Genomic DNA, 23,443 nt, shown 5'->3' with positions numbered 1-23,443 from the left:
GTCTTTCCTGATCGTCTATCTTTACGATGCCCCGAAAATAACTGGATCTAACAACAAAGTAAAAATCCAAATAAGACACTTTTTTAAGATTAGAGTGACCCATGTGGGGTTCAGTTCACTCTCAAAAACAGCTTTCTTTCCCATTCATTAGTCGGGTGTGAATTTGAGCTTTTCACATTAAATCCAATCGTGGCAACACATAAGTTTATTGGAATGAATGTAGTGTGCAGTATTTAGTTTTCAATACTGAAATGCAACTTTAAGTACTTCTTCTAGGCGCAATTACGTGCATTTTCAAAACAACTTAAATGCAAAAAACGTTCGGAAATGTATCTAAACATTTCACGAACGTTCACTCCAACTACCGTATATTTACAAATGATAGTAGAAAATTCAGTTTTTCCGTTCTTTCATCTCCGCTACAGCTCCGTTGAATTTATCAAAATCGAATTCGACGCTGTCTGGCTTATAGAAAAAGAGGATAGAGTCTTTTTCGCCTTGGGCCAGCATAAACGTAACGACAGCTTTTGGGCTTTTCATATCGATTCCCGCCTGGTTGGCATCAGCCAGCTTTGTTAGGATATTTTCCGGTGTTTTACTCAATTCAAACTCCCCCTTCTTCTTGCGGTAAATTGCGGATGTCCAGGATAGTCGGCAGTCTCTTGAAATCCGCTCTTTGGGTCATTTCCATCAATAGACGCGCTGTTTCTTCCGGACTGCTGAGCAACCCGCTCTCCTTATAATCCAGGAACTTTTCAAGCATTGGGAAATCTGTTGCGTCGCTTTGGCGAATTTTTTCCTGCATGCCCGTATCGATGATTCCTGGCGCTACAGAGACCACTTTGACGTTTTTATTTTCTGCATCCAGGCAAGAACTGAAATGATCGAGCCCCGCTTTCCCTGCACAATAAGCACTCCAGCCTTCATAGACTTTGCGGCCCGCTCCAGATGAAATATTGACGATTTTCTTATCTGCCGTACTCTTTTCCAACTGTCTGATAAAAGCAGCGCATAGCAGCATCGGCGCAGTCAAATTGAGGGCGATGCTTTGGCTGACCTGTGCCGCGTCATTCGTATGGGCAAGTCCGATCGGTTCGATCGTTCCAGCGTTATTCACTAAAACAATGGTTTCTGTTTCTTTTGGAATCAGCCTCAACGCCTGTGCAATAATGTCTTCAATCGCGTCCAGGCGTGTCAGATCGAACGGCAGAAAGCCCACTCCAGGCCAGTTTTCCGGCTCGGTGCGCGCGAGGCCAATGACGATGTGTCCCGCATCGCTGAGCTGCCTGCTCCATTCAAAACCGATTCCTTTGGATGCCCCGGTGATGATGTAGGTTTGTTTTGCCATCATTCCTGACCGCCCCTTTGATACATGATTTCTCCTGCCACTACCGTCATGACTACCTGAGCTTCCAAAATCTGTTCTTCATTTCCTGAAAACAGATCCCGGTCGAAAATCGTGAAATCGGCGTCCAATCCTTCGCGAATCACACCGCGTTCCGCTTCTTTGCCGATAGCTGCTGCACTGCCGCTTGTGTAAAGCTGAATGGCTTCGTAGCGGGACAATTTTTCTTCCGGCTGATAGCCTTCATGTGTTTCATAAGGTTTTCTGCGCGTGACTGCAGCATAGATGCCAAGGCATGGGTCCACCTCTTCGATCGGCGCATCCGATCCTCCGGCGCAAATCAGTCCATGGTCAAGCAGTTTTTTCCAGGTATATGCCCATTCCAAACGACTTTCCCCTAGACGTTCCACGACCCACGGGAAATCGGAGGTCACAAAGCTTGGCTGGAGATCCAAGGCCACATCGAGCTTTTGCATCCGCGCCACCAAGTCTTCACGAACCACCATCGCATGAATCAAACGATCACGCTTTCCTGCAGCAACTGGGTGCGCTTCAATGGCGTCCAATGCCATTTCCAAACCAAGGTCGCCGATAACGTGAATCGCTACGGCTTCTCCATGCTTCCGGGCAATAGAGACCAGGCGTTTGAATTCCTCGTCTGATTGGATGGCGACGCCGATAGTTGAAGGATCATCATTGTAAGGCTTGCTCAGCAACGCCGTACGGCCGCCGATCGAACCATCCGCAAAGATTTTCATCGGACCTGGATCGACAAACGGTTCCGCATAGGAAGCATTTTCCATCATTTCTTCAAATGTACTGTGGGCTCTGAGCAGATGCGCACGGAATTTCACCTGTTTGCCAATGACGTCCTTGAAGGCCTGCAATGGACGTGAATAATGGCCATAATAGCCCATGTCCTCTGTATGTGCACCTGTCAAACCAAGTGATAGCAGATCTTCCACTGATTTTTGCAGAGCACGTGTCAAGTACTCGACGCTGACCTCAGGAACCTGGTTGGCGACCAGGTCTTGTGCTGCGTCCAACAAGTAGCCCGTCGGCTCCCCATCTGCATCGCGGACGATTACTCCACCTTCCGGATCCGGACTGTCTTTAGTAATGCCGGCAAGCGCCAAAGCGCTGGAATTCGCCAAAATTGCATGGCGGCAAACCCGTTTCAGCATCATCGGCGATAGGCTGATTTCATCAAGCTCGTCCCGATGGAATATTTTACGGTCGGCAAAGTTGTTTTCATTCCAGCCTTCCCCAATAAACCATTCGTCTTTGTTCAGTTCTTTTGTTGACTCGATCAATTGCTCGCGCATTTCCTCTGAGCTTTCGATTTTTGACAAGTCGACGCGCATTAATTTTTCGCCGTGGCCGATCATATGCATATGGCTATCGACAAATCCTGGATACATACTTTTCCCCTGCAAATCGATTTCTGTATCAGCTTCCTGGCTTAATTCCTCGTATGTTCCGATTTTCTCTATGTGATCATCCGACACCAATACCGCTTCTGCAGAAGCGCCTTCTGTTGCCATCGTATAAATTGTTCCCCCATGCCATAACACTTTCATCAAACCACTCCTTTTCTCTCTTCTCATCATAAGTTTAATCGTCGTCGCATTCAATACGTTTAGACTGAAACTTTCCTTGATTCACGTACAAAGCAAAAGCGCCTGCATGTATGTTATACTGTTTTTACTTATAGAAAGCAGAGGTGAACCCTCCTAGTCGGAGGGACGAATTGGACAGTATACTCATTCTCAATTTGTTTTTGGTCGCTCTTTTAATCGGGCTGACCGCTTTATTTGTTGGATCGGAATTTTCGATTATCCGTGTCAGGACGTCCCGCATAGATCAACTCGTATCAGAAGGCAATAAAAACGCCATTTTGACGAAGAAAATCACCAGCAACCTGGATTATTATTTATCCGCGTGCCAGTTGGGAATTACAGTAACCGCTCTTGGCCTTGGTTGGCTGGGTGAATCAACTGTGGGCCGAATCCTTCATCCGGTTTTTGAAAACTTTGGAATCGAAGAACCGACTGCATCGATCTTTTCCTTTATCATTGCATTCACCGTCATTACGTTCCTTCATGTGGTAATTGGCGAACTTGCGCCTAAAACGCTGGCAATTCAATATGCTGAGAAAATGGCCTTGATTTTTGCCCGCCCTCTTTATTTGTTCGGAGTCGTTCTGTCACCGTTCATCTGGCTTTTGAATGGATCTGCCCGATTGCTGCTCCGCGCATTCGGCATTGAGCCCGCTAAATACGAGCAGGCCCATTCAGAAGAAGAGCTCAAAGTTATCATGACACAAAGCTACCAAAGCGGTGAAATCAATCAAACGGAACTATCGTATATGCAGAACATTTTTTCTTTCGATGAACGGCTGGCAAAGGACATCATGCTGCCGCGGACACAAATGGAGACCATTTCACTTGAAATGAGCCATGACGAATTGATGGAAATTGTACGTGAACACCAGTACACTCGTTATCCTGTCACCGCACAAGGAGACAAAGATGACATTCTTGGATTTATCAACATCAAGGAAATGCTGACCAATTACACGTACAAGCAGGATTTGAATGACAGCATCGTCGTTCATAACATCCCTTTTGTCCATGACATGGCGCCAATCCAGGACGTGCTGTTGAAAATGCAGAAAGAACATGTCCACATGGCGATCGTGGTCGATGAATACGGCGGAACTGCCGGAGTCATCACGATGGAAGACATTTTAGAAGAAATCGTCGGGGAAATCCGTGATGAGTTTGACGAAGACGAGCGCGACGAGATCAAAGCTGTCGACATCAATAATTATTTATTGAATGGGCGTGTGCTGTTGTCAGATTTAGAAGACCGTTTTGCCATCGATTTTGATGACAGTGAAGACGTCGACACCATCGGCGGCTGGATTCAATTAAAGAACACCGACATCAACGAAGGCCAATCAGTCGAATTGCCGAATCACTTGATTACAGTGCGCGAAATGGAAAATCACCAAATTATCCGTGTGCTGTTAACGCGCAATACAGATCCGGTTGAAACTGCATAAAAAAATCCCAGACAGCAAATTTGCTGTCTGGGATTTTTTATTTTTCTTCCAATAGTGATTTTTCGTATTCAAACTTCTTCATGAGCATTTCGCCTGAGTAGCCTTCTTCGATTAATTTCGCCAAAATTTCTTTGGTTTCATCATCCGCCGCTTCGGGGTGCTCGCCCCGGTCAAATTCGACGACGTTTTCTGCGTCTGTGATCCAATCCGAGAAACTGCCCATATAGAGTTTCAGCTGATCGTAGCCTTTTTCTTCCAGGATGGCATACAAGGCGGCAGCTGTGACACCACTTCCGCAATAAACCACAGCCGGTTCCTGCTTTTGAACGATATGGCTAATGTCTTCGCCCAGCTGGAACTCGCCCTTGGAAACGAATTGCGCCCAATCCAGATTTCGGGCTCCGGGAATGCGTCCGGCCACCGGATCAATCAGTTCTTCCAACCCTGTATAACGTGCTGCCGAACGTGCATCAATCAGCACTCCCAACTCATCGCCACTGATGACATCTTTCACATAAGACTGATCGGCAAAAATCTCTTCGATAAAATCAGGTTCAACTTTAGTTGGTTGAAAGCTTGGCACATCAGTGGATACTGCAATTCCCTGCTCCTTCAGCTGGTTGAAACCTTGTTGGCTGATATGGACCTTGTCGAATCCCGCGTATTTCAACAGCCACCAGGCGCGTGCCGCATAAGGCGATCCACCCTGGTCGTAAATAACGATGGAGTCGTCCGCGTCCAGGCCGCTTGCCCGGACCAATTCAGTCAGCTGTTGCTTGGACGGCATGGGATGCCGCCCTTGGGATGCCGACATGTCCGACAGGTCTTTTTCCAAGTCCCAATAGACGGCCCCTGCCACATGCTCTTGTCCGTACAGTTTTCTGCCTGCCGACGGATCCTTTAAATCGAATCGTGCATCAATCCATCTGTGGTTTTCGGTATCGGTCGTTTTAATAAAAACTGACATCGTCTACACCCTTCCATCCATTAAGTTTGAATACAGCTCTTTCCATTGTGCTAATCTTTCCGATTGCTGAAGCAAGGTCCGCTCCGAATCAATCTGATCGACCGCCTGGCGGAGTATATGCTGGCGCAGGCCTTCTGCTTCCTGCTCGATCCAGAATTCCGCCCAATTGACCAGCTCTTTCTTCTCTTGTTCCAGATAGTGCAGCGCATCCGGTTCCATCATTGTCTGCAACGCATCACGCAGCTTCTCTTTTTCATTTTTCTCGAAAAAGCTCTTATTGTTCTTATAATATGACTTGACCGGGGAATAGTCGGCCTCTGTGAACGGTTTGGTGATGTCCAACGAAACTGCTTCCTGGACTTCATACGGTGTGAATGAAAAATCCGCATTCTGTTCTATCAGCTTGGCCGTATCTTCCTTAAAGCGCGATTCCAGTTTCTTTTCAATAAACTGGGCGAGCCGGAAATTGGTGACACGCAATTCCTGTTGGAAATCAAAGCCCGTCATTTCGTTCATATCCTGCAAAGCGGTATCCAAAGCCTGCTGCGCGGATTTGTTTGAAAAGACCGAAGGATTAAATGCTTCCTTGAAGAAGTCATTAAAGCGGTAAAACACGCGCTGATTGACGTAATACAGCAATTCATCCAATTCCTGGAGGGCTTCACGCTCCAATAGTTTGGCAATCGATGCACCGAACAGGATTCGCAGCTGCTGCTCGAGATGATTGAGCTCTTCCAACCGTTCGTCTTTTCGCAACAAATTCTTTTCTGTCTGTTCGATCAAGCTGCGGAAACGGTCCACCGTTTTTTGCTCTTCTTCCGCCAATGATTGAACAGCCATGCCTTTCAGCTCTTCCTTAAGGAAATGCTGGAAGGCTTCCTCGAATTGCGGCATGCCGGAATGTTCCGGGTCACGCAGGGCCAATAAGCTGGAAACGCCGAACAGCCGAGGGAAACGGATGCCAAACCGCTGCAATTCGTCTTTTACATAACTGACGACCGTGTCTTTTTCCTGTTCGTCATTAGCCAAATCGATGGCATTGACGACAAAGAACATCTTATCCATTTCAAAAGCGTCCTTGACACGGCCGAGCTGAATAAGAAATTCCCGATCCGCCCGTGCAAACGCATGGTTGTAATAAGTGATGAACAGGATCGCATCAGCGTTGCGGATATACTCGAAGGCGACATTGGTATGCCGCGCATTAATTGAATCCGCTCCTGGCGTATCGACAAGCGTCACGCCATTACGCGTCAGTTCACAGTCGTAATAAAAGTCGATTTCGTCGACAAAACAGCTTTTTTCTTCTTTTGCTACGTACAATCCAAATTCTTCACGGTCTGTCCGAAGGGTTTCGCCCAAACGGTCTTTGAACACTGGGTAACCTTTGTTGAAAGCCGAAATGAACGATTTATGGACTTGCTGTTCAGTCGGGGTATCTTCCGGCAATTTCAGTGACTTGGCATAGGCATCTTCCAATGAAGAAACTTTAATCCCCAGTATATGGAAAGAGTTTTTGACATCTTCCGTCATCTGGGCACGAGTCTTCAAGCGCACATCTGCAGTTTCGTGCGGATGCTTTTCTGTGACTGGACGGATCCGGTTGATGGTCGCCGTCGTCGGATTCGGAGACACCGGCAGGACCGTTTCACCCATCAAAGCATTAGAAAACGATGATTTCCCTGCACTGAAGGCACCGAATAACGCGATGGTGAATTCCTGTCCTTCCAAGCGGCCGGCTTTCCGTTTTAAGTAGGCGGCCGTTTCAGCAAAACCTTTGATCGGGGCAATCACGTCTGCAGTTCGATTGGCACGTTTCAGTACCGCCATTTCGTCGAATGATGCCACTTCAAGCGATTCTGCCTGCTGCTGTTGTTCTTCCTGCTGCGGGTCATACTTTTCAAGCATCGACGGATCGAATTCCGTCATTTCTTCAATCGAAACTTCAAAATCCTCCAGCCATTGATCTACTTTTTTCTCGGCTGCTATTTTTTGCTTTGGCAGCATCGCTGAATATGATTTTTTGACTTTATCGATTTTGCTGTCCATTTCCTCAAGTGTCTGGATGGCCAGCACTTTTTTGGACAAGGTTTGTGCTTTCATGTCTATTTCCGTGCTGGCGTCGTCCGTCAAACCGTCGAATTTTTCTTCCTGCGCTTTTTTCCAGCCATCCGTTTCACGGATAAACCAGCGCTGCACAGCCGTCGAAATGCTGTTGGCAAAATTCAGTACCGCATCACCAGTCATCGAAGCTCCGGTTGGCACTTGTTCTTCTACGACAGAAAATGGAACATTAAAAATCATATCATCAATCGCCAGGGATTCACTGTCGGTCAATAGCCCGGCATCCTTCAAGGAAGATTTCATCAGTTTTTTCAGATGGGTGGTGATTTGGGAAGAGACCGTCGACTCCAGCCGCTCGTCCACTTCCTGCTGCCTTTTCTGCCGTTCTTCTTCCGTCTTTTTGCCGCTGAACAGCACGCCGACTTTGAAATTCGGCTGAATCGACTCCAGGTAATTGGTCAAGGCACTGCGCAGTTCGTAGGGCATGATGTTCGAGTTTTCCAGCAATTCTTTGCGGTTCTTCTCGAATTTGGCCTGCCAGTTCTCGAAATCCTGCACAGACATTCTGCGTGACACCAAGGCATTTTCGTTTTTCAGGTCTTCGCGCATTTCCCATTCCTGCGGAGCAAGGACTTCTGAAAATGCCTGCAGTCGCTCAGCTTTTTCATCTTCCAAAAACTCGATGTGTTCGTCCTTTAATTGGTGAAGGGCAGAATCCGAAGCTTCGCCAACGTGGCCTTTCCAGTCCTGCATGGTTGAAGAAACCAATCTTTTAACCTGCTCAAAATCGTTGCTTGGGAAATCAAAATCCTTTAAAGAGGTAAAGAAGATGCCTTTTGGAACGACTCCCCATGCCGCAAACGAATCGTGGACAGACTGCTGGAAATCTGCAAAGCTCATTTCGCTGCTTTGGTGCTTATCGATTTGATTGACGATCAAGTAAAGCTCGGTGTATTTCTGCAATTCTTTTGTAAAATTGAAATTCAATTCGGATTGCACATGGTTGTAGTCCATGACATAAAAGACCATATCCGCCACGTGCAAAGCCGATTCTGTCGACATACGATGGGCATCATCTGTGGAATCGACACCGGGCGTATCCATTACAGTAATGCCTTTCGGCAGGACAGAAGCCTGGTGCCCGATGTCGATCTGCGTAACATCCCCGCTTTTACAGAATTCCTTGACGGCGTTGAAATCGTAGTTTTCAGGAAAATAGACCGGCTTTTCGTTCCGCATGTTGACGATGGCGAAGTCCGTATCCGCTTTCTGGACATTGACGATATTGGCACTGGTCGGAATCGGGCTGGAAGGCAATAGGGTCTCGCCTGTCAGTGCATTGATCATAGATGACTTGCCAGATGAAAAATGGCCGGCAAAGCCGATAATGAAATTATTCTTCAAAATTTTCTTCGCAAATAAATGGGCTTTCGCTTCCCGTTCGGTGTCTTCGTTGTCTTTGAAGATCCGGTAAAGATGTGCCGTTTCAAGTAATTCTTTTTTATGATCAAGAACTGTCATTTTGAAATCTCCTTCTCAGCTTACTGCTCTCTATCATATCATTTTTATCGGTGAACGAAAAACATCCTTCCCGATTTTGGAAAGGATGTTTTTTTTCTTATGAAAATCCATGGATAGACATGCCACCGTCAACAAATAAAGTCTGGCCGGTGATATAGCTTGCCGCATCCGAAGCCAGAAATACGACCGGCGAAGCCACTTCCGGCAATTCCCCGACGCGCTTCATCGGCGTCACTGCCAGTATGGAATCCAGGTATTCCGGATCGCTTAAAATCTTTTCCGTTAAAGGCGTTTTGAAATACCACGGCCCGATTGCATTGACGCGGATATTCTTCGGTCCCCATTCCATCGCCATGACCTTGGTCATCTGAATGATTGCAGCTTTGGAAGCGGCATAAATCACGCCCGTCTTCAAAGCACGATCGCCTCCTACCGAACTGATGTTGATGATGGAGCTGCCGCTTTCCATCTTTTTCGCAGCTTCCTGTGAAAACATAAAGACGCTTTGTGCATTAGTATCCATGATTTGATGCCATTCCGCATCGGTTGCATCTGTCAAGGAAGAGCGGATGTTCATTCCGGCATTATTGACCAGAATGTCAATCGCGCCGAAATGCTGCACGGTTTTCTCCACCGCAGCCTGAATCTCGCTGCGCTTTGTAATATCCGCCAGCACATAAGCCGTGCGGTTGTTGCCGATTTCCTGCTTGGTTTGCAGCAGATCCGATTCGGTCCGCGACACCAGCATGACATTGGCTCCTGCTTCTGCAAGCGCCATGGCAATCGCTTTGCCGATTCCCTTGCCGGCTCCCGTAACAATCGCTGTCTTGCCTTCTAAAGTAAATGATTTCAACATCGTTTATCGCCTCCTCTCTTATTATAATCAAACTATTCATTTTTTGCCCTAAAAATAAGAAAAGCACTGGTTTTCCGAAGCTTTCCGCGGGCTCCGGAACGAAAAGCAATCGTTCCTCAGCCCACTCCCTCTATTTTTTTAATAAACTACGAGAAAAAATTTGACTGCAGATAAGAAAGCGTCCGCCTGGAACGTAGGACTCGATAAGTACGCTGAAGTGCGTATTCATTCTTTAAATGACATCAATATTCTTTTATCCACAAGCTAAAGCCACCGTGAAAATTCACGGCGGCTTTTTAATCATTTATCCAGTTGATAGATCTTCGCATATTTCTCTTCCAGATAATCAGCCAGATAATCCGGATTTAAACCTTCTCCGGTAACATCCATCAAAATATCCAGTGGCTTTTTGAAGGCTCCGTATTGATGGATATTGCTGGTCAGCCATTCACGGATAGGCTGGATATCACGTTCCGCCAGAAGCTCATCGAAATTCGGCAACTCCTTCAGCATAGCGCTCTTAAACTGGGCAGCATACATATAGCCCAGTGCATATGATGGAAAGTAGCCGAAGCTTGCGCCTGCCCAGTGGACATCCTGCAACACACCTTCCGCATCATTTGATGGACGGACGCCCAAATACTCTTCGTATCTATCGTTCCATAATTTCGGCAGATCACTGACTTGAAGATCTCCGTCAAACAGTCCTTTTTCAAGCTCATAGCGCACCATGATATGCAGTGCATATGACAGTTCATCAGCTTCGATGCGGATCAGCGAAGGTTTGGATTCATTGATTGCGCGGACGTAATCAGCCAGCTCGACATCGGCAAACTGCTTAGGTGCGTATTGCTTCAGTAAATTATAGTTCTGCTGCCAAAAATACTCGTTGCGGCCAATAAAGTTCTCGCAAAACAAGGATTGTGACTCATGGATGCCCATTGATGCACCCGTTTCAATCGGCAGACCTGCCAATGGCTCGCCCAAGTTTTGCTCGTACATGGCATGGCCGCCTTCATGGATGGTGCCAAAGACAGCCGTACGGAAATCGGCGTCATCGTATTTGGTCGTCACACGGATGTCCTGTCGATTGATCGAGATCATGAATGGGTGAACCGTTTCATCCAGTCGCCCTGCCTCGAAATCATAGCCCAGCTGCTCCAGCATCTGCCGGCTGAAATCCTGCTGCGCCTCTTTCGGGAAATTCTCATACAAAAACGCCGTTTCGGGTTTGTTTGGTGAAGCCGCAATTTTTTGGACGAGCGGCACAATGCGTTCACGCAGCTTGCCGAACACTCCATCAAGAATATCAGTAGTCATGCCAGGCTCATACTGATCGAGCAATGTATTATAAGGGCTGCCGTTTTTCTCGCCCCAATAGCCGATCATCTTTTTCGTGCTGCTGACCAACTCCTCCAAGTAAGGCAGAAATATAGAAAAGTCCGAAGCTTCCTTGGCGGTTTCCCAGACCGATTCCGCTTTGGATTTTAAAATGATGAATTTCTTGTATTCTTCAGGAGGAACTTTTTTACTCAAATCGTATTCTTTGCGCGCTTCTTCTACAGATCGGCGGATATAAGGATCAAGTGCTTCCTGTTCTGCTTCCAAGGAAGACAACAACTCGCCGAATTCGTCTGAGGTCGATAAATTGAATACTTCTGCGGACAAGGTACCGATGCTTTCAGAGCGCAGTTCCACGCCTTTTTTGGGTGCACCTGTACGCAAATCCCAGTACAATAACGCAATTGCTTCTTCATAGCCTTTAATCTTGCTGAAATGTTCGGTAAACTGCTTTTCGAGTGACACAAAAATCCCTCCAATGGTTGATGAGACTATTGTATCATAAGCAATCTGGCGACTTAGAAATTTTCAGCAGCAACCGGAAGAATTTTTTCCCATAGATGCTCCACACGCAACTCATCTTCATTCAGCAATAGATGGATTTCGCCGTAGTCATTTGACGTACGGATCAAACGGCCGATTCCCTGCTGAATGCGCAACTGCATGAAAGGTAAATCGATTTCTTCCAGCGGGTTGTTGCTGAACCTGCGTTTGGCGTCAAAAACAGGATCTTTTGGCGGAAACGGCAAATCGACGATGATGACTTTAGTCAATGCTTCACCGGGCAGATCCAATCCTTCCCATAGATGATAGGAACACAAAATCTGGAACTTGCCTTCCTGGAATTCCTTAACGACCGTCGACAGCTCACGATCCCCTTCGAATTCGATGGTGTATTGATGCTCCAAAGGCAGCGACTTCTTGAAATTGTCCATTTCCATCTTCGAAGTGAACAATACCAGCGACTGGTCGCCAGTGCTGAACAAATCATAGACACGTTCAAACTTCTGGTTCTGTTCCAGCGGATGCTTGAATATTTTCATGACATCCTCATAATCAAATGGCGACGGCACGGAAAACGACTGGTATTTGTCAATTCCAAGGCTGTCTGACAGATAAGTAAAATCTTTTTGAATCGACAGGGTTGCTGAAGAAAAAATGATGGGAATTTTTCCATCAAACAATTTTTCGTCTAAAATATCAGTAACGAGGCGCGGCATGATAACCAGTGTCTCGATTTCATCTTTTATTTCCAGCCACGTCACTGCGTCCCCTTCCTCCACAAACAAGCGCATCGAGAAGATGTATTGTTCAAAATACTCTTCTGCCAGGCGCAATTCATATTCAGGAATGGTGAACAGTTCGCCTTCAAAGACGAATTCCTCCATCATCAGATCAATATGGCGAATCAGCATTTTACCGACTTGGACCAATTCCGGAGCTTTAGTGATTGCCTTCCGGTCTTCATCGCTTTTAACCGTGTGGATGCGCAACAGGCGGAAAAAGTCGTTGTGTAGATCAATCGTCTGCTCGATCATGTTCAAAGTTTTTTCACGCATGCCATCGGAAAGGATGCTTTCTGTGACATCCTGAAGTGTGCTTTCCTGCACTTCGTACGTCAATGCACGCTGTGCTGCGAATTCCAGCAAATGGCCTTCATCGAGTACAATTTGAGAAAATTCAGGAAGCAGTGGAGTCTGGCCTTCGCGTTTGCGTGTTTCTTTTGTCCAAATATGCTCCATCAGGAAATCATGCGAACAGATGACCAAATCTGTCGCTTGGCGATAGTGGTTGCGGTGGATGGTCTGTCCGCATTTATTGCGCAGTTCGCAGGCATTGCAGTTTTGGATCGGGTGGTAATTGACCTGCTGCCACTCTTCATCCGTGACTTCCGGGTAGCTTGAGCGCTCGCCGTATGGATAAGTGTTTTGCATAGAGTAGGTTTTGTTGACGAACTCCGGCAGGCTGTATTCAATGTCATCCAGAAAATCGGCATCGCTGCGCTTTTTTGCCCCTTCTAAGCGCTGAAGGCATAAATACTGATCGCGCGATTTCGCTAAACGCACATCCAGATTCAAGTCGAAAAGATCGTTCAACCGGTCGACATCTCCGCCTTTTTTGACCAATTGCTCAATCAAAGTCTCGTCCGCGCATGAAATAAGCGCCGGTTTGCCGGTATAGCGTGCATAAGCGATGGCCGGCAGCAAATATGCCATGGTTTTCCCTGTACCCACGCCTGCTTCTGCAAAAAGCACCGCTTTTTGTTTTAATGCCTGCTCGATTTGGAAAGACATAAAAATTTGTTCGTCGCGCAGATCATAGCCTTTTTCAGGCAGTTCATCGTAAAATACATCGCCGATCCAGTCATTGAGTGATTCAAAGAAAGTTTTGTCCTTTGTTAAAGGAAATGGTAGTGGCTGTCTCATAAACTCTCCTCACAGAGAAACGGAAGAGCCGCTGCCCTTCCGTTTCGTCTCATTTATTTTTTGAACGTTCTCCCCAGAATTGGAAAAGATCCGTGCGGATAAACCCATTGAATAATTTGCGTTTTTTCGTTGCTGGCTGTCCGTAAAGGGTTTCGAAACGCCCCATGGATGACAGCATATAAATAGACCATGTCGGGTGTTGTGCAAACACACGGCCCATGTCAGCGATCATTTCTTCGATGACTTCAATTTCGCCCAGACGCTCTCCGTATGGCGGGTTACCGACAACAACGCCATTTTCTTCCGTTGTGGCGAAATCTTTGACCTGGCGCTGCTCGAATTTGATCAGGTCGCCAAAACCGGCTTCCCGCGCATTTTCTTCCGCAATCTGCAGCATGCGGTGGTCGATGTCTGTTCCAAGAATATTAAGGGGCTGGTCATAATTCGCCAACTCTTCCGCTTCTTCACGGACTTCATCCCAAATTTCCTGGCCGATCCATGGCCATTCTTCGCTGTCGAAATCGCGGTTATAGCCGGGCGCCAGATTTTGTCCGATCATCGCCGCTTCGATGGCGATGGTCCCGGAACCACAAAATGGATCCACGAATGGACGGTCAGGCGTCCATCTTGATAATTTCACCAAAGCCGCAGCCAAGGTTTCCTTCAAAGGCGCTTCCCCCTGATCCAAACGGTAGCCGCGTTTATGCAGCCCTGCTCCGCTTGTATCAATAGATAATTGCACTTTGTCTTTCAGGATTGAAACTTCTATTTTAAAGCGCGGTCCCGTTTCATCCAAGAATGAATTGAGCTGATACGCTTTTTTCAAACGTTCAACAATCGCTTTTTTGACGATGGACTGGCAGTTTGGCACACTGTGCAAAGTCGATTTAACCGATTTCCCTTGTACCGGGAACTCAGCATCCACCGGCAGGAATTTTTCCCACTCGATTTCTTTCGTGCGTTCAAACAGTTCATCAAATGTATACGCATTGAATTCACCGGCAATGATCTTGACGCGGTCAGCTGTCCGCAGCCACAGGTTCGTTTTGGCGATATCGCGTTCATTTCCTTCAAAAAACACTTTACCGTTTTCTGTCTCTGTTTCGTACCCAAGTTCTTTTACTTCGTTGGCTACAATGGACTCTAGGCCCATCGCGGCTGTTGCGAGCAATTTAAATGTTGTCATAACGACTCCCTCTCCAGTTGTTCACTATTTCAGATTTCGGTGTTTGTTTTTTTATCAATCGTAAGAAAAAATCGCGCCAGGCGGACGCTTTCCTGCGGGCGAGCGCCAAGCCTCCTCAGTCGCTTCGCTCCCTGCGGGGTCTCGGCTGTCTCGCTATCCCGCTGGAGTCGCCGCCTTCTGCTCTTTCTACTAAGAGGCATACAAATACTAATAAGTGAAAAATAAATTATCATGTTGGTTAATCAATTGCTTAGCGCCGGCACCTCCACGGGCTGGGCGAAGCAAGAAGCCAAGTGGTTTTCCTGGCTTCTTGCGGGAGCCATGCCCAAAGCGTCCGAAGCGGTTATAGAAAAGTTAATATCTAATTACATCATATCTCACTACAGGCATTCCGTTAAATTAATAGGATTTAACAGGACCTGCTTAAAAGTTTGTCTCATAATATGAAGAAAAGCTCCCCCAAAAGGGGAGCCTTTGATAAGCATTTTAAGACCATGTGAAATTCTATAAGCCATGTTTTGTTTCCACGTACTCAAGCGGTTTGCACCTCGTACTAGTGGACAGCAACCATCTATCTGCAAGCTTGCGCCTGCCTCTTCATCGGTTCATTTCCCTCAGAAAAGTGCCCCTACCATAATTTGGGTTTCTCGCTCACGGGGTTTACCTCGTTCCACCTGCATAATTTCTTATACAGCTCCGTCACTGTGGCACCTTCAGGGTATTTCGGCCATATCCGAAGACTTAGGCGTTCTACCCGCCGTCAGCTATTGCTAGCTGCCCCAGCTTATTGTTTCACTGAGCGCGATCACTACGGTCATCTCAGAGCCGTGCGAGCATGGACTTTCCTCTCCAGCATAAATGCCGGAGCGATTGCCAGAATTTCAAATGGCTTTATAAGTATACGTCATTCGGCACAATAAAACAATCGTTTTAGTTATTGTCCAGTTTGTTGCCGAATACATGGTTCTCAAGATGGGACAAGCGGCGCAGAATATCGAAGTTCGTCGTTCCTGGAGCCGGTGTCGCCTGTTTTCTTGGAGTGTCTTCCAATTCCATACGCAAGCGTTTGTTTTCATTTTCAAGCTGCTCGATCCGTTTCGCGAAAGCCTCATAATCCTGTATGACTTCATCCAGAAAATGGTCTACTTCGTCTTGATTGTAACCACGCATCGCTGTTTTGAAATCTTTTTCCAATATATCCTTAGATGTAAATTTATTGTCCATTCCAATCGTCCTTCCATAAAAAAACTACCTTACGCTAAGTATAGCATAAGGTGGATTTTTCGTGTTTAGTTCTCGGTAACTTCCGGGTGTTTTTTTCGCTTTTTCTCTGCCAGGCGTGCCTGCCTTTTGCGGATATCTGTAATGAGTGAATGGCGCACTTTCGTATGCTCACTTGCTTCTTTCGCAAACCCGGCCATGGTCACTGCCTGGTCCAGATCGCGCAGTTGATGCTCGTAAAGTTTAGCAGCGTGGATCCATGCTTCCACTTCAATGCTGCCGCGTAAGTGCGGTGCTGCCTCTTTGAACAATTTGACGGCTTCTTCGTGGTGGCCGGCTCTTTTTTTTTGAATGGCCAGCAAATAACGAGCCAACGCAGAAGAAGCGCCTCTTTCAATCGTAACATGTTCGAGATATGCTGCACTTTGGTCGAACTGCTTTAAATCTGCATACCATTTCCCGATATTTGTATAGGCGCCGCTCGTTTCCGACTCCATATCCTCCATAAGCAGATTGGATGACAGTACATACAGTGATACTAGCGACAAGATGTCCAGCTCATTGTGATACAGGACCTTTGCTAGTCCGTCTGGAAAACCGCTCTTCACGGCATCCAGATAGATGGCCGGGATCAAATAGCCTGGCACATCCCCTTGCCGCATAAAACCAAGCTTTTCTTCTTCAATGGTGCTGAGCTTCATCCGTGCCAGTTCATTTTTCCAAATCCGCTTGGTGCCGTGGAACAAATCGATTTGGCGCGGCACCGGCAACTTCGGCAGGATTTGCCGGTGCATGGTCCAGCGGGACGTCAGCTGCGGCCAGTCGAAGCTTTTGCCGTTATAGGAAAAGATGATTGGATCATCCGTTTTCCACAAACCGGTTTCATATAGAAACGCCGCTTCGTGGGAAGGTTCCGGCATGATGTATTGCATCATCTCAAAATGGTCGCTCCGCTTGACCAACAGCCCGATTAAAAAGATATAGGCCCCGGTTCCGCTGAGTCCCGTCGTTTCTGTGTCAAAAAAAACCAGTGGATCCTGTTCTTTGAGCTTGAAGGGGTGGTCGAAATCGGTACTCTCCCACGCCTTCAGCACGGGGTCCAGCTCGTTTAACACGACCGATCCATGCTGGGTATCGAACGGATAGATGATTTTTTTCCGGAATACATAGCCGAACTTATTCTCAACGAGCTCCAGCCCGATCCTATTCCATTTGTCTTCGTGCAGTGGCCGTTCTGCCGCTTTTGCCGGCTGTTTTTTGGCCGGCTGTTTTTTCAGCATGCCTTTCATCTGGAGTAGTTTGTTTTCAAACGACATCCGTCTTCACCTCTCTTTGCGAAGCTCATCCAATAGCCGGATGACATGGCTCTTCATGCTGATAGCGGCATCCTGTGCGCCGATGCATGATGGACATCCATCCAGGCATGGGCATTCTGAGACGTGCTGCTGCGCTTTATCAAGCAAAGGACGCCACAGGTCATAGATCCGCTCGCTGATGCCAATGCCCCCCGGGTAGGAATCGTGTATAAAAAACGATGGCATGTCATTATGCGGAGATTTCACCTGAGGCACGACGTGGACATCCCGTCGGTCGCATTGGACGAACACCGGAATGAACGATTCGATGGCGTAAGCTGCACCGATCATCGTATCGGACAATTCCGCTTCCGAAAAATCTTCCGGCTTCGTAAAGCTCAACCAAGTAGACGAGGTATGAAGCTCTTCTGCCGGCAGCGTAATCGGTCCTGAGCCGATGTTGTCATGCGAATCAAAACGGATTTTTTTGAAAATAGTCGGCATGGCAAGTACAGCGATATCGCCATAGAAAACTTCCGAACCGTTCATTTTCTTGTCTTTGTCTTCGCTCATCACTTTTAATTCCACCGCCAAATTGGCATCGGTGAAATAATCGACGTCGACTTCTCTGACATAGGCTTTTTTTTCTTCCCAGTCCAGAATCTCCACTTGAAACTGTGTGCCTTGATGCAGATAGATTGCTTCTTCATGCAACAGCGTCATGGCACTAAAACGGTCCATTTCCCCGATAACTCGTGTGTCGGCAGGAACCGATTGGTCGATGATGACGACATTTTCCTGTGAAGCGGAACGAAGGGAAATATCATGTGCTGGAAAACGATCGCTCATCCAATGCCAGCGGTCCGACGTCCGCACAAGCACCCCTTCTTCTTGCAGATACTGGAGCAGGTCCTGAACTTCAAATTCCCCGTATTGATCGTCGATTCTGAACGGCAGCTCAAAAGATGCACATTTTAAATGATCCATCAGGATAATAATGTTTTCCGGATGGATGCGCGCTTCTTCCGGCGACTGGTCCAGCAAATATTCCGGATGGTTGATGATGTATTGATCCAATGCAGTCGATTGAGCCACATAAATCACCAGGGATTCATCCTGGCGGCGGCCTGCACGTCCTGCTTGCTGCCAGGCGCTGGCGATATTGCCGGGATAGCCCGTCATGATGCATGCCTGAAGCTGGCCGATATCGACGCCAAGTTCCAGCGCATTGGTGGACACCACACATTTGATTGATCCATCACGAAGGCCCTTTTCAATAGCTCGGCGCTCCGTCGGCAAATAGCCTCCCCGGTAGCCTTTGATCGATTCATCCTGCAGTTTCATCTTGGTGATGGCCTGCAGGTAGGTCACCAGCATTTCGACGCGTACCCGGCTCTTGGCAAAAACAATCGTCTGGATACCATTTTTGATCAGATGCGTGGCAAGGTCGCGGACTTCCAGTATCGCGCTTCTGCGGACGCCGAAAGTCGGATGGATAATCGGCGGATTGTAGAAGACGATATGTTTTTTGCCGGAAGGCGCACCGTTTTGGTCAATCAGCTTATGCGTGCTGTTGGTCAAGTTTTCCGCCAGCTCTTTCGGGTTGGCAATGGTGGCAGAAGTACAGATGAAAACCGGGTTGCTGCCATAAAATTCACAGATCCGTTTCAGCCTGCGGATGACATGCGCTACATGTGTTCCGAATATGCCTTTATACGTATGCAGTTCATCGATGACTATATAATGAAGGTTCTCAAAAAGAGAGACCCATTTTGTGTGGTGCGGCAAAATGGCGGAATGCAGCATGTCCGGATTGGTCATGACAATTTGCCCTGCTTTGCGCACCTTGGTCCGGATTGCCGGTGAAGTGTCTCCGTCATACGTATAGGATAAAATTGCCTCTTCCGTCTTCTCAATCAAATCATGTAGATCGCTTTTCTGATCCTGCGCCAGTGCTTTTGTCGGAAATAAGTACAAAGCGCGTGCGCCCGGATCATTTAAAATTTTGTGGAGCACAGGCAAATGATAGCAATAGGATTTGCCTGATGCTGTCGGAGTGACAGCGGTAAATGATTTACCAGCTGCGGCTAAATCGAATGCTTCGCGCTGATGGGTATACAATTGCTCGATTCCCTTTTTCCGTAAAGCTGCCTTCAGGCTGTCATGCATCTCTGGTGGAAAGTCAGCGTATTGAGCAGCTTTTTCCTGTCTCGTATGCCAATGGACAATCCGTTCCATCATGTCCGGCTCTGTCTTCCATTCATTCATCAACTCAGGCAGTTTTTTTCGCTTAATCATGCTTGGCACTCTTTTCATCGATGGCCAGTATAAATGTCTGCAGCGTGTATTGGGCCGCTTGGATTGTCTGGATAAAGCGCTTCTTGCTGGTTTCCTTATAGAAGCTTTGAACAAAAAACTGTGTCATGCCTTCTGCCGCTGTATCAATTGTTGGCTTGTGGACATACTTCGGCCGTTCCTGCTGGATATACAGCAATGATTCTTTTTGCCATTCATTTATTTTTCCGTGCCAGTGATCGGCATATGGTTTAACGTCTTCATAAAAATCAGGGACCGCGTCCGTTTCACGCATTTCATAAAAGCGGTCCAGGCATTTTCCGCATTCGTCGTATAATGCAGAAGAGAGTTCTCTGACTGTCATTTTGCAACCCCTCCATTGCCATTAGTTTATCATATTCCCCAAACCCGCACGACTTTTATCGAACAGACATTCTTTCTAGTTGGAACGGGCGAAGAAATCCGCTATTATTAGAGAATATACAGGAGATGGATTTGCAGCTTGGCTTTTAGGGAAGTATAAATAAGATGCACAAGTTTTCCCAGCTTAAGGATACAAACACAGGAAGGTTGTGGCTAGCGTAAAATGAACTGGGCGCAGTGATGCAGAAACAATTTTTCAGGAGCTATTTTATGGAACAACGACACGGAGACGTCATTCGTTCCACTTAAATTGTTGAAACCTTTCATCATATCAGTCGTCTAAAAGCTTGTGATATGATAAAGTAAGCGAGGTGTATCACAATGGCAATCAATTATCCGAACGGGAAAAAATTCATTCCTTCAAAAGACAAACCTGCCAAAGAACAAACGGCCCCCAAAAAGAAGAAGGATTTTTCCTTCAGTAACCGTGGCAAGACATTAGAAGACGAGTTGAATGAAACCAATGACTATTATCTGCAGTTGGGATTGGCGGTCATCCATAAGAAGCCAGTACCTCTCCAGATCGTCAAAGTGGAGTATCCTTCCAGAAGTGCCGCTGTAGTTCGGGAGGCTTATTTCCAGGCTCCTTCGACGACAGATTATAATGGCGTCTGGAACGGGCGATACATCGACTTTGAAGCCAAAGAAACGGAAAGTAAAACCTCCTTTCCTTTGAAGAATATTCACGATCATCAGATTCATCATATGTCCCAAGTGGTCAAGCAAAATGGAATGGCGTTCATGATCATCCGATTTTCTTCCTGGCAACGCTATTTCATCATGTCTTATGGAGAACTCGAAGTATTTTGGAACCGAATGATGACAGGCGGAAGAAAATCGGTTACTTTGCAGGAGATTGAAGAAACTTCTTTTGAAATAACACCTGGAGCATTTCCACGCATCGATTATTTGCCTCTTTTGAACAAGCTTTAAGCATCATCATATATATGAAAGTGAGGAACCAATCTTGAGCGATAAGCAAATTTCGCGTGAAGAACGCCGAAAAGCAATTGAACGCCAAAAGAAGACCAATAACAAAAAGAAAAAAAAATCCCCTGCAGTAACATGGATTAAACGCATCCTGCTGGCACTGGTGGCCATAGGTATAGCAGTATTTGTTTTCGGAGCCTCCCTGTTTGCCTTCTATGCAAGCAGCGCACCGGAAATCGACGAAGAGCTGCTTCGCGACCCAATCAGTCCGACTTTCTATGCAGCAGATGGTGAAACGGAAATCCCTTATATCACCGCAGAAAACCGGGAATATGTCAATTACGACGATATTCCGAAAGTCATGGAAGACGCTATTTTAGCGACGGAGGATAACCGCTTCTATGAACACTCCGGAATCGATGTTATCCGTCTGGGTGGTGCAGTCATCGCCAATATCACCGGTGGCTTCGGCTCACAGGGAGCCAGCACCATCACCCAGCAGGTCATCAAAAATTCATTTTTGACCAATGACAAGACCTTAAAACGAAAAGCACAGGAAGCTTACCTGGCATTCAAGTTGGAGCAGGAATATGAAAAAGAGGAAATCTTCGAGATGTATTTCAACAAGATACTGATGTCCGGAAACATTTACGGGTTCGGCACAGCCTCAGAATATTTCTATGGCAAACCATTAGGTGAGCTGACTCTTTCTGAAGCGGCCTTGCTTGCAGGAATGCCACAGAGTCCGAACGGCTATAACCCGTTCAAAAATCCGGAACGTGCAGAAGAACGCCGCAATATCGTTTTGAGCCTAATGGATCAGCATGAAAAAATCAGCACTGAAGAAAAAGAACAGGCACAAGAATTGCCTGTGGCCGATTCATTGGTAGCTGAAGGCGAACGCCAAGAGCAAACACCAAACGCGGAATATACCGCCTTCATGGAAATGCTAGAAGATGAGCTTGAAACATTGGAAGGCGATTACTCGCTGGATGAGGGTTTGACGATTTATACTACTTTAGAGCCTTACGTCCAAACGAAAGTAAACGAAGCAATGGCTTCTGATTTGTTTTTTGATGATCAAGTTCAATCTGCCATGACCGTCGTAAACACCAAAACTGGCGGGATCAGCGCAGTCGGTGCAGCACGTGAATATACCGGCGATGTCCGGCATAATTATGCAACAGCTACAGACCGGGCTGTCGGATCAACCATTAAACCATTATTGGATTATGGTCCAGCCATCGAATATCTGGGTTGGTCCACTGGCCAGACAGTTGTGGATGAGCCTTATTCCTATGAAGACAATGACCAGGAAATCCGCAATGTCGATGGTCAATTTCTTGGGACCATGACCATCCGAGAAGCGCTTTATCGATCACGCAACATTCCTGCAGTGAAAGTACTGCAAGAGGTCGGTACAGAAAATGCAGGCGAATTCATGAAGAATGTCGGACTCGAAATGGAAGACATTTTCGAATCTACAGCTTTAGGAGCTGCTAATTTTTCTACAGTCCAAATGGCAGGTGCTTATGCTGCATTCGGAAACCAAGGTGAATTCAATAAACCGCATACCATCAAAAAAATTGTCTTCCGTGACGGTTCGACTGAGCAGGTTGTTGAACCCGAACCCGTTCAGGCAATGAAAGACAGCACCGCTTATATGGTCACAGATATGCTTAGAGACGTTGTAGACTTGAATGTGCCTGGCTCTACCGGCAAAGAAGTCGCCATCAATGGATTGGACATGGCCGGCAAAACCGGGACTACCAACTACTCTGTTGAAAAGCTAGAAGAATTTGGACTGGACGCCAGCTCCGCGCTGGATGTTTGGTTTGCCGGCTATACAACGGATTATTCCATTTCAGTTTGGAGCGGTTATCCTGACCGAAAAACACCGATTGACACAGATTCTGATGAGCGTCTGTTGTCTCAGCGTTTGTTCAAAAATGTCATGTCGGAAATTTCATCTCCTGAAACGGCTCGTTTTGAACAGCCAGAATCAGTAACCGAGCAAGTTGTTGAAGTGGGCTCTGACCCATTGAAACTGGCCAGTGCCTTTACACCTTATGGCATGAGAAGCTCGGAACTGTTTGCCCGTGGCACTGAACCAAATTCAGTTTCACAGCGCTATGTGGTTGAAGACCTGAATACACCAAGCGGATTACGTGCAAATGTCCAAGGTGATTCAGCTCAGCTGTCGTGGAACTATGGTGACGATGATGTATCCTTTGAAGTATCTGTTGCAGTTGATGGCTCCAGCACAGTGCTCAACACCTCATCTAGCAAATCCTATACCTTTAACGGACTTGAAGAAGGAAAAAGCTATACCTTCCGCGTAGTAGCGGTTAACAGCACACAACGAAGCGATCCAGCCTCTACAGTGGTAGAAGTTGCTGCAGCCCCTGAGGAACCGGAAGAAGAGCCAGCTGAAGAAGAACCAGTTGAAGAAGAACCAGCTGAAGAAGAACCAGCTGAAGAAGAACCAGCTGAAGAAGAGCCAGCT

Annotated in this window: 16 protein-coding genes and 1 other RNA gene; 3 read left to right on the top strand and 14 right to left on the bottom strand. The window is 46.9% G+C overall.

What is annotated here, in order from left to right:
* Nucleotides 1-393: 393 nt before the first annotated feature.
* The 3 genes from J7I83_RS02850 to J7I83_RS02840 are packed head-to-tail and all read right to left on the bottom strand — an operon-like array spanning nucleotide 394 to nucleotide 2,925.
* Nucleotides 394-603 (bottom strand): hypothetical protein, encoded by a 210-nt coding sequence (locus tag J7I83_RS02850; protein ID WP_215099175.1) that lies wholly within the window; start codon nucleotides 601-603, stop codon nucleotides 394-396.
* Nucleotide 604: 1 nt separating this feature from the next.
* A complete protein-coding gene (locus J7I83_RS02845) occupies nucleotides 605-1,351 on the bottom strand; it encodes an SDR family NAD(P)-dependent oxidoreductase (RefSeq protein WP_251047404.1) in 747 nt (248 codons plus the stop codon).
* Nucleotides 1,348-2,925 carry an amidohydrolase gene (locus tag J7I83_RS02840; protein WP_215099174.1) on the bottom strand — a complete coding sequence of 526 codons (1,578 nt, stop codon included), beginning with the start codon at nucleotides 2,923-2,925 and terminating at the stop codon, nucleotides 1,348-1,350. Before J7I83_RS02840 ends, J7I83_RS02845 begins: the two co-directional genes overlap by 4 nt.
* 170 nt (nucleotides 2,926-3,095) lie before the next feature.
* Between J7I83_RS02840 and J7I83_RS02835 the strand changes: the two genes are divergently transcribed.
* Entirely contained in the window at nucleotides 3,096-4,412 is a 1,317-nt protein-coding gene (locus tag J7I83_RS02835) for a hemolysin family protein (protein WP_215099173.1), read from the top strand.
* Nucleotides 4,413-4,449: 37 nt separating this feature from the next.
* On the opposite strand, the gene J7I83_RS02830 is transcribed toward J7I83_RS02835, so the two are convergent.
* The 11 genes from J7I83_RS02830 to J7I83_RS02780 all read right to left on the bottom strand — a co-directional run bounded on the left by J7I83_RS02830 (nucleotide 4,450) and on the right by J7I83_RS02780 (nucleotide 19,948).
* Nucleotides 4,450-5,379, bottom strand: a complete 930-nt coding sequence (locus J7I83_RS02830; protein ID WP_215099172.1) for a sulfurtransferase — start codon at nucleotides 5,377-5,379, stop codon at nucleotides 4,450-4,452.
* 3 nt (nucleotides 5,380-5,382) lie between these two features.
* A complete protein-coding gene (locus tag J7I83_RS02825; protein ID WP_215099171.1) occupies nucleotides 5,383-8,964 on the bottom strand; it encodes a dynamin family protein in 3,582 nt (1,193 codons plus the stop codon).
* Nucleotides 8,965-9,061: 97 nt separating this feature from the next.
* Entirely contained in the window at nucleotides 9,062-9,820 is a 759-nt protein-coding gene (locus J7I83_RS02820) for an SDR family NAD(P)-dependent oxidoreductase (RefSeq protein ID WP_215099170.1), read from the bottom strand.
* Nucleotides 9,821-10,120: 300 nt separating this feature from the next.
* Entirely contained in the window at nucleotides 10,121-11,626 is a 1,506-nt protein-coding gene (locus tag J7I83_RS02815; RefSeq protein WP_215099169.1) for a carboxypeptidase M32, read from the bottom strand.
* 53 nt (nucleotides 11,627-11,679) lie between these two features.
* Nucleotides 11,680-13,587 (bottom strand): ATP-dependent DNA helicase, encoded by a 1,908-nt coding sequence (locus tag J7I83_RS02810; RefSeq protein WP_215099168.1) that lies wholly within the window; start codon nucleotides 13,585-13,587, stop codon nucleotides 11,680-11,682.
* A 49-nt stretch (nucleotides 13,588-13,636) separates the two neighbouring features.
* Entirely contained in the window at nucleotides 13,637-14,773 is a 1,137-nt protein-coding gene (locus tag J7I83_RS02805; protein ID WP_215099167.1) for a THUMP domain-containing class I SAM-dependent RNA methyltransferase, read from the bottom strand.
* A 502-nt stretch (nucleotides 14,774-15,275) separates the two neighbouring features.
* Nucleotides 15,276-15,655: RNase P RNA component class B (gene rnpB, locus J7I83_RS02800), an RNA gene on the bottom strand.
* Nucleotides 15,656-15,703: 48 nt separating this feature from the next.
* A complete protein-coding gene (gene gpsB, locus J7I83_RS02795) occupies nucleotides 15,704-15,997 on the bottom strand; it encodes a cell division regulator GpsB (protein ID WP_006829902.1) in 294 nt (97 codons plus the stop codon).
* Nucleotides 15,998-16,062: 65 nt separating this feature from the next.
* Entirely contained in the window at nucleotides 16,063-17,310 is a 1,248-nt protein-coding gene (locus J7I83_RS02790; protein WP_215099166.1) for a ribonuclease H-like domain-containing protein, read from the bottom strand.
* A 6-nt stretch (nucleotides 17,311-17,316) separates the two neighbouring features.
* On the bottom strand, nucleotides 17,317-19,587 hold the full coding sequence (locus J7I83_RS02785) for a DEAD/DEAH box helicase (protein ID WP_251047403.1): 2,271 nt from the start codon (nucleotides 19,585-19,587) through the stop codon (nucleotides 17,317-17,319).
* Nucleotides 19,580-19,948, bottom strand: coding sequence for a YppE family protein (locus J7I83_RS02780; protein WP_215099165.1), 369 nt, complete (start codon nucleotides 19,946-19,948; stop codon nucleotides 19,580-19,582). The genes J7I83_RS02785 and J7I83_RS02780 overlap by 8 nt, the downstream gene beginning before the upstream one ends.
* A gap of 380 nt (nucleotides 19,949-20,328) precedes the next feature.
* Between J7I83_RS02780 and recU the strand changes: the two genes are divergently transcribed.
* Together recU and J7I83_RS02770 are read left to right on the top strand one after the other, a co-directional pair.
* Nucleotides 20,329-20,940, top strand: a complete 612-nt coding sequence (recU, locus tag J7I83_RS02775) for a Holliday junction resolvase RecU (protein ID WP_215099164.1) — start codon at nucleotides 20,329-20,331, stop codon at nucleotides 20,938-20,940.
* 34 nt (nucleotides 20,941-20,974) lie between these two features.
* The coding region (locus J7I83_RS02770) for a PBP1A family penicillin-binding protein (protein WP_251047402.1) at nucleotides 20,975-23,443 on the top strand (2,469 nt) is incomplete at its 3' end.

Origin of the sequence: Planococcus sp. ISL-110, from assembly GCF_018613575.1 — a bacterium.
Taxonomy (GTDB): domain Bacteria; phylum Bacillota; class Bacilli; order Bacillales_A; family Planococcaceae; genus Planococcus.
The sequence above is the reverse complement of the archived record's forward strand: the minus strand, read 5'-3'. Positions and strand labels throughout refer to the sequence as shown.

Coding starts and splice junctions, on each gene's coding strand:
- J7I83_RS02785 (WP_251047403.1), bottom strand. CDS start 19,587: ATGATTAAGCGAAAAAAACTGCCTGAGTTGATGAATGAATGGAAGACA.
- J7I83_RS02780 (WP_215099165.1), bottom strand. CDS start 19,948: ATGACAGTCAGAGAACTCTCTTCTGCATTATACGACGAATGCGGAAAA.
- recU (WP_215099164.1), top strand. CDS start 20,329: ATGGCAATCAATTATCCGAACGGGAAAAAATTCATTCCTTCAAAAGAC.
- J7I83_RS02830 (WP_215099172.1), bottom strand. CDS start 5,379: ATGTCAGTTTTTATTAAAACGACCGATACCGAAAACCACAGATGGATT.
- J7I83_RS02825 (WP_215099171.1), bottom strand. CDS start 8,964: ATGACAGTTCTTGATCATAAAAAAGAATTACTTGAAACGGCACATCTT.
- J7I83_RS02820 (WP_215099170.1), bottom strand. CDS start 9,820: ATGTTGAAATCATTTACTTTAGAAGGCAAGACAGCGATTGTTACGGGA.
- J7I83_RS02810 (WP_215099168.1), bottom strand. CDS start 13,587: ATGAGACAGCCACTACCATTTCCTTTAACAAAGGACAAAACTTTCTTT.
- gpsB (WP_006829902.1), bottom strand. CDS start 15,997: ATGGACAATAAATTTACATCTAAGGATATATTGGAAAAAGATTTCAAA.
- J7I83_RS02790 (WP_215099166.1), bottom strand. CDS start 17,310: ATGTCGTTTGAAAACAAACTACTCCAGATGAAAGGCATGCTGAAAAAA.
- J7I83_RS02845 (WP_251047404.1), bottom strand. CDS start 1,351: ATGATGGCAAAACAAACCTACATCATCACCGGGGCATCCAAAGGAATC.
- J7I83_RS02805 (WP_215099167.1), bottom strand. CDS start 14,773: ATGACAACATTTAAATTGCTCGCAACAGCCGCGATGGGCCTAGAGTCC.
- J7I83_RS02840 (WP_215099174.1), bottom strand. CDS start 2,925: ATGAAAGTGTTATGGCATGGGGGAACAATTTATACGATGGCAACAGAA.